The organism is Polynucleobacter sp. 39-46-10 (genome assembly GCF_002282275.1).
Window position 1 is genome coordinate 1 of sequence record NZ_NCJB01000071.1, and the last position, 10938, is coordinate 10938.

9 protein-coding genes are annotated in these 10938 nt (G+C 47.1%); 8 read left to right on the forward strand and 1 reads right to left on the reverse strand.

The genetic code is table 11. From position 1 onward, the window contains the following. The first annotated feature begins 52 nt into the window (after nt 1–52). The 4 genes from carA to B7X71_RS07615 are packed head-to-tail and all read left to right on the forward strand — an operon-like array spanning nt 53 to nt 5509. Entirely contained in the window at nt 53–1246 is a 1194-nt protein-coding gene (gene carA / locus B7X71_RS07600; protein ID WP_293600464.1) for a glutamine-hydrolyzing carbamoyl-phosphate synthase small subunit, read from the forward strand. Further along, nucleotides 1246–4509 (forward strand): carbamoyl-phosphate synthase large subunit, encoded by a 3264-nt coding sequence (carB, locus tag B7X71_RS07605; RefSeq protein WP_293600461.1) that lies wholly within the window; start codon nt 1246–1248, stop codon nt 4507–4509. Before carA ends, carB begins: the two co-directional genes overlap by 1 nt. A 19-nt stretch (nt 4510–4528) precedes the next feature. Beyond that, the gene (gene greA / locus B7X71_RS07610) at nt 4529–5005 is read left to right on the forward strand and encodes a transcription elongation factor GreA (RefSeq protein WP_215303388.1); all 477 of its coding nucleotides are present in this window, start codon (nt 4529–4531) and stop codon (nt 5003–5005) included. A gap of 18 nt (nt 5006–5023) precedes the next feature. Next, nucleotides 5024–5509: a DUF4149 domain-containing protein gene (locus B7X71_RS07615; protein WP_215303389.1), complete on the forward strand. Its 486-nt coding sequence runs from the start codon at nt 5024–5026 to the stop codon at nt 5507–5509. Nucleotides 5510–5607: 98 nt separating this feature from the next. Here B7X71_RS07615 and B7X71_RS07620 read toward each other — a convergent pair whose 3' ends face one another. Beyond that, nucleotides 5608–6234, reverse strand: a complete 627-nt coding sequence (locus B7X71_RS07620) for a YhbY family RNA-binding protein (RefSeq protein WP_293600462.1) — start codon at nt 6232–6234, stop codon at nt 5608–5610. A gap of 138 nt (nt 6235–6372) precedes the next feature. Here B7X71_RS07620 and B7X71_RS07625 point away from each other — a divergent pair, with 138 nt between their 5' ends. From B7X71_RS07625 to glmM, 4 genes are all read left to right on the forward strand, one after another. Beyond that, nucleotides 6373–7047 (forward strand): RlmE family RNA methyltransferase, encoded by a 675-nt coding sequence (locus tag B7X71_RS07625; RefSeq protein ID WP_215303393.1) that lies wholly within the window; start codon nt 6373–6375, stop codon nt 7045–7047. Nucleotides 7048–7173: 126 nt separating this feature from the next. Next, nucleotides 7174–9051, forward strand: coding sequence for an ATP-dependent zinc metalloprotease FtsH (gene ftsH, locus B7X71_RS07630; RefSeq protein ID WP_293599135.1), 1878 nt, complete (start codon nt 7174–7176; stop codon nt 9049–9051). A 24-nt stretch (nt 9052–9075) separates the two neighbouring features. Next, nucleotides 9076–9945 carry a dihydropteroate synthase gene (gene folP / locus B7X71_RS07635; protein ID WP_293599134.1) on the forward strand — a complete coding sequence of 290 codons (870 nt, stop codon included), beginning with the start codon at nt 9076–9078 and terminating at the stop codon, nt 9943–9945. Between the two features lie 49 nt (nt 9946–9994). Beyond that, nucleotides 9995–10938 (forward strand): phosphoglucosamine mutase (gene glmM, locus B7X71_RS07640; protein WP_293600463.1); only part of this gene is annotated, 944 nt, incomplete at its 3' end.

The following is a 10938-nucleotide window of genomic DNA, read 5'->3' on the forward strand; positions in this document are numbered from 1 at the left end:
TTTGGGGTGTTGAGCGTCGGATGGAGCAGGGACTGGAGATGGTTTGTCACCCTTGCTTCCTTCTTTTCCTCCCGCCGTGTTGGCTCTAGCCGACGGCACTGTATTTCCCGGTCTGAGTATTGGCGCCCCTGGCGAAACTACCGGCGAAGTCGTTTTTAATACCGCACTCACTGGCTATCAAGAGATCATTACTGATCCTAGTTATTCACGCCAAATTGTTACGCTGACTTACCCCCATATTGGTAACGTTGGGGTGAATGGTCAAGATGCTGAGTCGGACCAAATTCATGCTGCTGGTTTGGTCGTTAAAGATCTTTCCAAGCGCGTATCGAATTTCCGCTCTGAAGAAACTCTAGATGCCTATTTGACTAAGGCAGGTGTAGTTGGCATCTCAGGTATCGATACTCGCAAACTGACCCGCATTCTTCGAGACAAGGGCGCTCAGTCTGGCGCAATCGTTGCTGGCAAGATGGGTGATGATGTAGAGGCTCTCGGTAAGAAAGCTTTGGAATTGGCTAAAGCCTTCCCAGGCATGGCTGGTTTAGATCTGGCTAAGGTAGTAACTACCAAGTCCCCATATCAATGGCGCGAAGCCGAGTGGGATCTCCATGGTCCAGATGGCAAACCTGCATACAGAAGTTTAGATACCAGTAAGGCGATCAAAAAAGTCGTCGCGTATGACTTTGGTGTGAAGCGCAATATTTTGCGCATGCTCACCGAGCGTGGCTGTGAGTTAACGATTGTTCCCGCGCAAACTAGTGCTGCTGAAGTATTGGCGATGAATCCAGATGGCGTGTTCTTCTCAAATGGCCCCGGAGATCCTGGGCCTTGCGATTATGCGATTGCCGCTGCAAAAGAAATTATTGAAAAGGGTGTTCCAACCTTCGGCATCTGTTTAGGTCACCAGATCATGGGCTTGGCCGCCGGTGCTAAAACTTTGAAGATGAAGTTTGGTCACCATGGTGCAAACCATCCTGTAAAAGATCTAGATACTGGGCGCGTAGCGATTACCTCTCAGAACCATGGTTTCGCAGTGGATGCCAATACCTTGCCTGACAACATTCGTGTGACGCACGTTTCTCTATTTGACGGATCCCTACAAGGTTTGGCTTGGAAGGATAAGCCTGCCTTGTGTTTCCAAGGTCATCCAGAGGCCTCACCAGGTCCTCATGACATTGCCTATTTATTTGATCGTTTTGTGGAGCTCATGAATGCTGCCGCTGTTGGTAATAAGGGGGGCAAATAATGCCTAAGCGTAGCGACATTAAGAGCATTCTGATTATTGGTGCTGGTCCGATTGTGATTGGACAAGCCTGTGAGTTTGACTATTCTGGTGCACAAGCTTGTAAAGCTCTGCGTGATGAAGGTTACAAAGTCATCTTGGTCAATAGCAATCCCGCAACCATCATGACTGACCCAGAGATGGCGGATGTGACTTACATCGAGCCAATCACCTGGGAAGTGGTAGAGCGCATTATTGCTACTGAGAAACCGGATGCAATTTTGCCAACTATGGGCGGACAAACTGCCTTGAACTGTGCACTCGATTTGCATCGTCACGGCGTTCTTGAAAAATACGGTTGCGAATTGATCGGTGCTTCACCAGAGGCCATTGACAAAGCAGAAGATCGTCAAAAGTTTAAAGATGCGATGACCAAAATTGGTCTGGGCTCTGCTAAGTCGGGTATTGCGCACTCAATGGATGAAGCGCATGAAGTACAGCAGCGTATTCAGAAAGAAACCGGTAGCTTAGGTTTCCCGGTCGTCATTCGTCCTTCATTCACCATGGGTGGATCAGGCGGTGGTATTGCTTATAACCGCGAAGAGTTTGAAGAGATTTGCAAGCGAGGATTAGATTTGTCACCAACACGTGAGCTCTTAATTGAAGAGTCTCTCTTAGGTTGGAAAGAGTTTGAGATGGAAGTGGTGCGTGACCGTGCCGATAACTGCATCATCGTTTGCTCTATCGAGAACTTAGATCCTATGGGTGTGCATACCGGTGACTCGATCACTGTTGCTCCTGCACAAACATTAACGGATAAAGAATATCAATTGATGCGAAATGCATCGATTGCTGTATTGCGTGAGATTGGCGTAGACACTGGCGGATCAAACGTCCAGTTCTCAATCAACCCAGTTGATGGTCGCATGATCGTCATTGAGATGAACCCTCGTGTTTCACGTTCATCTGCACTGGCCTCTAAAGCCACTGGCTTCCCAATTGCGAAGATTGCTGCAAAGCTCGCTGTTGGCTATACCTTGGATGAGTTAAAGAACGACATTACTGGTGGTGCAACCCCAGCATCTTTTGAGCCATCCATCGACTATGTAGTCACGAAGATTCCTCGCTTTGCATTTGAGAAGTTCCCGCAAGCAGATTCTCGCTTAACAACCCAGATGAAATCGGTTGGAGAGGTGATGGCTATTGGCCGCACTTTCCAAGAGTCATTCCAAAAAGCTCTGCGTGGCTTAGAAGTTGGTGTGGATGGCTTGGATGAAGTCTCGACAGACTTAGATGACATCATTCAAGAAATTGGCGAGCCAGGTCCAGACCGTATTTGGTATTTGGCTGACGCTTTCCGTATGGGAATGGGTTTAGATGAGGTTTACAACGAGACTAAGGTAGATCCTTGGTTCTTGGAACAAATTGAAGAACTCATCACAATGGAGACAGAGCTCAAACAGCGCAAGATTGATAGCCTTTCAGCGTCAGAGTTGCGCTTCATTAAACAAAAAGGTTTCTCAGATCGTCGCTTAGCTAAATTGCTTGGGGTAGATGCCGCCTCAGTACGCGCCGCACGTCATCGTTTCAAAGTGGTGCCTGTTTACAAGCGTGTAGATACCTGCGCAGCAGAGTTCTCTACAAATACTGCGTATTTGTATTCCACTTACGAAGCAGAGCACGGTGAGTGCGAATCTCAACCTACAAGTAAAGACAAGATCATGGTCTTGGGTGGTGGCCCGAACCGTATCGGTCAAGGCATTGAGTTTGACTACTGCTGCGTGCACGCTGCTTTAGCCATGCGCGATGATGGTTATGAAACCATCATGGTGAACTGCAATCCAGAAACTGTTTCTACTGACTACGACACATCTGATCGTTTGTATTTCGAGCCATTGACTCTAGAAGACGTTTTAGAGATCGTCGCCATTGAAAAGCCAAAAGGTGTGATCGTGCAGTACGGCGGCCAGACTCCATTGAAGTTGGCTTTGGATCTCGAGGCTAATGGTGTTCCAATCATCGGCACATCGCCAGACATGATTGATGCTGCAGAAGATCGTGAGCGTTTCCAGAAGTTATTACATGAATTAAATTTGCGTCAGCCACCTAACCGTACCGCCCGTGCGGAAGATGAAGCCCTCAAGCTCGCTGAAGAAATTGGTTATCCATTGGTAGTTCGTCCTTCCTATGTATTGGGTGGCCGCGCTATGGAAATTGTTCATGATGGCCGCGATCTCGAGCGCTACATGCGTGAGGCAGTTAAGGTTTCTCATGACTCACCAGTATTGTTAGATCGCTTCTTAAACGATGCCATTGAGTGTGATGTGGATTGTATTAGTGATGGTCAGCGTGTATTCATTGGTGGTGTGATGGAGCATATTGAGCAGGCTGGCGTTCACTCTGGCGACTCTGCTTGTTCATTGCCACCATATTCTTTATCCGATGAGACGATTGCAGAAATCAAGCGTCAAACTGCTGCGATGGCCAAAGGCCTTAATGTAGTTGGTCTGATGAACGTGCAGTTTGCGATCCAGAATGTGGATGGCAAGGATGTCATTTACGTTCTCGAGGTAAACCCGCGCGCTTCCCGTACAGTGCCATTTGTATCTAAGGCAACCGGTTTGCAGTTAGCCAAGATTGCAGCGCGCTGCATGGTTGGACAGACTCTGGATCAGCAGGGCATCAAATCAGAAGTGAAGCCTGCCTACTACTCAGTGAAAGAAGCAGTATTCCCATTCAACAAGTTCCCGGGCATTGATCCAATCCTGGGCCCAGAGATGCGCTCTACTGGTGAAGTTATGGGTGTTGGTAAAACCTTTGGCGAAGCTTTATTCAAGTCTCAGCTAGGTGCTGGTATTAAATTGCCTAAGAGTGGAACTGTGGTGTTGACTGTTAAGGATAGTGATAAGCCTAAAGCAGTAGAGGTGGCTAAGCTCTTGCATCAACTAGGATTCCCAATGGTCGCCACTAAAGGGACAGCTGCAGCTATTGAAGCAGCTGGTTTGCCAGTTCGTGTAGTGAATAAAGTAAAAGATGGTCGCCCGCATATTGTGGACTTGATCAAGAATGGCGAAATCTCTTTGGTATTTACTACTGTGGATGAGACTCGTACTGCTATTGCCGACTCACGCTCTATTCGTACAAGTGCGCAGGCCAATAATGTGACTTACTACACTACGATTAGTGCAGCACGAGCAGTCATGGATGGTTTGATGACTTCACAAAATGGCAATAAAGAGTCCCTTGAAGTATATTCATTGCAGAATCTGCATAAGACTCTCAATTAATTTAAGTTAGGTAAGAAGCATGAGCACAATCCCTATTACTAAGCGTGGCGCAGAACTCCTCAAGGAGGAGTTGCATCGCTTAAAGCATGTTGAGCGCCCATCGGTGATTAATGCCATCTCTGAAGCACGTGCACAGGGTGATCTTTCTGAGAACGCTGAATACGATGCAGCTAAAGAGAAGCAGGGCTTCATTGAGGGGCGCATTCAGGAGCTTGAGGGAAAACTCTCTGCAGCTCAAATTATTGATCCAGCAACTTTGGATGTGAATGGCCGCGTAGTATTTGGTGCCACTGTAGATCTGGAGGATCTAGAGGATGGCACTAAGCTCACCTATCAGATCGTTGGTGATGATGAAGCTGACATTGCTGTCAATAAGATTTCCATTAGCTCACCGATTGCTCGGGCTTTGATTAGTAAAGAAGAGGGTGATGTTGTTGCTGTTCAGGCCCCTGGTGGTAATCGCGAAGTAGAAATTCTTGCGGTTCGTTACATCTAATTCAAACCCAGAATTAATATGCAAACCTTAGAGACCTCTGACCATATTGGGGCTCAAAGACTCTTTATTTTGATTGCAGGTATTTGGGTTGGTAGCCTTCTCGCAGTAGGCTACTTAGTTGCCCCGGCGATTTTTAGCACCATGAGTGACCGTCAGGCGGCGGGGATGGTTGCCGGCAGCATTTTTAAATTAGAGGCTTACCTTAGTTTGATTGTGTGCATCGGTCTGATGGTATTAGCCAATCTCTTGGTGAATCGTGGACTCAATCAATTCAGAATCATTCGTTGGCTCTTGTTGGCGATGTTGCTTTGTTCCCTCGCTGCCGCTTTTGTTTTCATTCCTTGGATGAATACTCTGAGGGATAACGCTTTAGACCAAGGTATGCCAGTCATGCTCTCACCCTCAGCAACTTTGTTTGGCAGGCTGCATGGTGCCTCCAGCATTCTATTTATGCTGCAGAGTCTTCTGGGCATCTTCTTGGTTTGGCGACTCACTAAAAGATGAAGTCAGAGCCAAGGTAAAAGTTAAGCCAAGAGTTAAGTAATAAAAAACGCCGACTAGCGGCGTTCTTTATTTGCTAGCAGTAAGCTGCAATATTCAGCTTAAGAACCTAAAGATTTCTTCTTCGTGCTGCTCATACGGACTTTGCGCTTCTTAATCGGAGCCGGTGCAGCAAATGCCTTGCGATAGCCTGGTGATGACCAACCAATTTTGGATTCGGCAGCATCAGCGCGTAGAACACGCTTCTTCGGGGCAGCGCTTTTTACTGCAGCCGCTCTTTCAAATGGTGACTTGCTCGCTGCAGAGCGACGATCCGACCTCTCGGAAGTGCTGGTGCGAACGCCAGCTTTTGCCACAACCCGATTTGGTTGACGCTTAGTACGTGGAGCTTGCAATGATTTCTTAGTTTGCTTGCTTGATCGACCTAAATTGAGCATTGCTGCATCGACGATATCGATAGGCTTCCACAGAACGAGTAGTTTTCCGATATGCTGAACTGGAGCTGCACCTAGTTTGTCGCAAAGCTCTTCATAGATGGCAATACGCGCATCACGATCATCACCAAATACGCGAACTTTAATCAAACCGTGATGAGAAATCGCTAACTTTGCCTCTTTAATGACCGCAGGGGTCAGGCCATCGCCACCGATCATGACAACTGGGCTCAGTCCATGGGCATCAGCTTTAAGGGATTTACGTTGTGCGGGGGTAATAGTAAGTGCAGTCATGGTCTCGATGATAGAGCATTAGGGCTTGTAAAACAGGGCTTTCGGCCTCATGTATGTAGATATGAAGTTGTTTTAAGTCGATTCCTTTTGCCTTGTAGGGCATAAACGAGGAAAATGGACGTCGAAAGTGGGTAAGTTGTGGCAAAGAATAAATTTAATAAAAGTTGGTTGCAGGATCACTTAAATGATCCTTACGTGAAGATGGCTCAAAAAGAGGGTTATCGTGCACGAGCCGTTTATAAACTGAGCGAAATAGACGAGCAGGACCGACTCATCAAAGCAGGTATGACCATTGTGGATCTGGGAAGTGCCCCTGGGAGCTGGTCCCAATACGCCCGTAATCGCCTGACTGAGCTGGGCAAAAATAATCCGAATATTGAATCCGGAAAACCAGATGGAACCATCATTGCGATTGATATCCTGCCAATGGAGGATATTGCTGATGTTTCCTTTATTCAAGGGGACTTTCGTGAGGATGAGGGCTTAAAGGCGCTTGAAGCGCTTTTGCCTGCCGATGCAGATGGAAAAGTCGATCTAGTGATGTCGGATATGGCACCCAATTTATCTGGGGTCGGCGTAGCGGATGCGGCTCGGATGGCCTTTTTGGCTGAAATTGCACTGGATTTTTCGGTTCAGCACCTCAAGCCTGATGGGGCCTTACTGATTAAGTGCTTTAACGGTAGTGGCTATAGCCAAATCGTAGAATCCTTTAAAAGGGTCTTTAAAACGGTCGCTTCCAGAAAGCCTAAGGCCTCTAGAGCAAAGTCTTCGGAGATCTTTTTATTGGGTAGAGACCTGAAGCCACCCAAATAACCCCCTAAAAGTAGGGGCTTATTAAATAAATTGGGTCTCAGCCCTTGAAAAAGCCTAGTAGTAGAATCAAATACTTAGGTATAGCAATCCGCTTTAACTCCCGGATTAATCCGGCAAAGGTCTGTTTTGAATAACAACATGCTGCAAAAAATTGGTGTTTGGCTCATTGTGGGTCTCGTGCTCTTTACTGTTTTTAAACAGTTTGATAAGCCAAAAGACGCCAATCAAGTCACTTATTCTCAATTCATGGACGATGCCAAAGCTGGCAAAGTAAAAAGAGTTGATGTGCAAGGTCGCACTCTGCAAGTGACTCCGAATGACGGCGGCAAGTACTCCATCATCTCCCCGGGAGATATTTGGATGGTTGGCGATCTCATGAAATTCGGTGTTCAGGTAACTGGTAAAGCGGATGACGAGCCAAATATGCTGGTTTCTGCTTTGTATTACCTTGGACCGACTTTATTGATTATTGGTTTCTGGTTCTTCATGATGCGCCAGATGCAAGGTGGCGGTAAGGGTGGGGCATTCTCATTCGGAAAATCCAAAGCCCGCTTGATTGATGAGAATAGCAATACTGTTACTTTTGCTGATGTTGCTGGTTGCGATGAAGCTAAAGAAGAGGTCTTTGAGATCGTTGACTTCTTGAAGGATCCGCAAAAGTTTCAAAAGCTGGGTGGCCGCATTCCGCATGGCGTATTGCTAGTAGGCCCGCCGGGTACTGGTAAGACTTTGCTGGCACGTGCGATTGCAGGTGAAGCAAAGGTCCCGTTCTTCTCTATTTCTGGTTCTGATTTCGTGGAGATGTTTGTTGGTGTCGGTGCGTCACGCGTGCGTGATATGTTTGAGAACGCCAAGAAAAATTCTCCTTGCATCATTTTTATTGATGAGATTGATGCGGTTGGTCGTCATCGTGGTGCTGGTATGGGCGGCGGTAATGATGAGCGTGAACAAACTCTGAACCAAATGCTGGTTGAGATGGACGGCTTTGAAAGCAATAGCGGTGTGATTGTGGTTGCTGCAACTAACCGTTCTGACGTTTTGGATCGCGCCTTATTGCGTCCAGGTCGTTTCGATCGTCAGGTACACGTTGGCTTGCCAGACATTCGTGGTCGTGAGCAAATCCTGCAAGTCCATATGCGTAAGGTGCCAATTGATCCGGACGTCGATGCAGCTGTATTGGCGCGTGGCACTCCTGGTTTCTCGGGCGCTGATTTAGCAAACTTGGTTAATGAGTCTGCATTGTTTGCAGCGCGTCGCAACAAGCGTGCTGTCGACATGAAAGACTTTGAAGATGCTAAAGATAAGATCTACATGGGCCCTGAGCGTAAGTCTGCTGTGATGCGTGAAGAAGAGCGTCGTAATACGGCGTATCACGAGTCTGGTCACGCAGTCGTTGCTAAGGTATTGCCTAAAGCTGATCCAGTACATAAGGTCACCATCATGCCGCGCGGTATGGCTCTTGGTGTGACATGGCAGTTACCGGAATTTGATCGTGTGAACTTGTATAAAGACCGCATGATGGAAGAGTTGGCGATTTTATTTGGTGGCCGTGCTGCTGAAGAAGTCTTCTTGCATTCCATGAGTACAGGCGCATCGAATGACTTTGAGCGTGCTACCAAAATGGCGCGTGACATGGTGACTCGCTACGGCATGAGTGATAGCTTAGGTACTATGGTTTACGTCGATACCGAATCTGAAGGCATGTTCGGTCGTTCCAGTTCCAAAACAGTTTCTGAGTTAACTCAGCAAAAGGTGGATTCAGAGATTCGCGCATTGGTAGATAGCCAATATGCATTGGCAAGATCCATTCTTGAGCAAAACCGTGACAAGGTTGAAGCTATGGTTGCCGCTTTGATGGAATGGGAAACTATTGATGCTGAACAAATCAATGACATCATGGAAGGCCGTCCACCACGTGCACCAAAGCCGCCACCAGCAACCCAGTTTGGTAACTCTGCTGGTACGCCAGGTCCTGCTGCGGGTGCCGCACCAGCGACTGCTTAATTAGCTCTAGCTAATAGCAAGGTGATGAAGCAAAATCTGCCCGCAACATGGCGTTGCGGGCGTTTTCTTTTTGATTTCAGTAAACATCAACGCCCACTGGTGATGGGTATTCTGAATGCCACACCAGACTCCTTTTCGGATGGTGGTAAGTTCAGAACGCCAAGTGATGCTATTGCGCAAGCGGAGCGCATGATTGCCAATGGCGTCGACATCATTGATATCGGTGGCGAATCGACCCGTCCAGGTGCAGAGCCTGTAGCACTCCAGGAAGAATTAGATCGTGTCTTGCCAGTGATTGAAGCTTTAAAAGATTGCGGCGTAGCCTTGTCAATCGATACCTATAAAGCCGAGACCATGCGCCAAGCACTCAAGGCTGGGGTCGATTGCGTGAATGACATCTGGGCATTGCGACAAGAGGGCGCATTAGGTGCAATCATTGAGAGTGACCAAGATAATCCAGATAAGCAATGCGGCATTGTTTTAATGCACATGCAACGTGATCCGCAAACGATGCAATTTGATCCTGAATATCAAGATGTGATTGCAGAAGTAAAAGAATTTTTACAAGAGCGCCTTAACTTGCTGGTCAATCAAGGTGTTGCTAAAAACAGAATTGCCATCGATCCTGGTTTTGGATTTGGGAAGAGTTTGGAGCATAACCTTAAGATGCTGACTGAATTTGATCAAATCTCCCAATTGGGGTATCCCGTCTTGGCGGGGATTTCTCGTAAATCGATGTTGGGTAAATTAACAGGCCGAGATACTAATGAGCGGGTAGCCCCTAGTGTTGCCGCTGCCATTCTGGCTGCAGACCGTGGTGCCCGTATTATTCGGGTGCATGATGTGCCTGAAACTGTTGATGCACTCAAGATATGGGCGGCGGTTCAGAACTAAGTCATTAAGTCTAGTAATCCAGATAGCCACAAGTTTTATAATTAAACCCATGAAAAAACAATACTTTGGAACTGATGGCATCCGCGGTGAAGTAGGGCAATTTCCGATTGTTCCGGAGTTCATTACCCGCCTTGGCTATGCTGCTGGAAAAGTGCTGGTGCAAAACGCTAAGCCAGGTGAGCGTTGCAAAGTATTGATTGGAAAAGATACCCGTGTTTCTGGTTATTTATTGGAAGCTGCTTTAGAGGCTGGCTTCGCTGCTGCGGGTGTTGATGTCATGCTATGTGGACCAATGCCTACTCCAGGGGTTGCCTACCTCACTAAAGCCTTACGCTTATCTGCTGGGGTAGTGATTTCAGCATCACATAATGCATATCAAGACAACGGTATTAAATTTTTCTCTGCTGAAGGCGGTAAGCTCACCGATGAGTTTGAATTAGCAATCGAAGCTGAACTAGCTAAACCGATGGGCTGTGTTAGTTCTAAAGAATTAGGTAAGGCCTTCCGTTTAGATGATGCTGCCGGCCGTTATATCGAATTTTGTAAATCGACTTTTCCCGGTGAGCTCAATCTCAAGGGAATGAAGTTGGTAGTAGATTGCGCCAATGGTGCTGCATATCACACGGCTCCTCATGTTTTTCATGAGCTTGGTGCAGAAGTCATTTCGATTGGAGTTCATCCCGATGGTAGAAACATCAATGATGGATGTGGTGCTACTGCTCCAGCGGCATTAATTGAAAAAGTCAAAGAGACTAAGGCGGATCTTGGGATAGCTTTGGATGGGGATGCCGATCGCTTACAGATGGTAGACGCTTCAGGAAGATTATTTAATGGTGATGAACTCTTATACGTACTCGCCAAAGATCGTCTTGACCGCGGAGAAAATTTAGGCGGTGTGGTTGGTACTTTGATGACCAACCTCGCTGTTGAAAATGCCATCAAAGCATTGGGGATTGGATTTGAGCGTGCCAATGTAGGCGATCGTTATGTCTT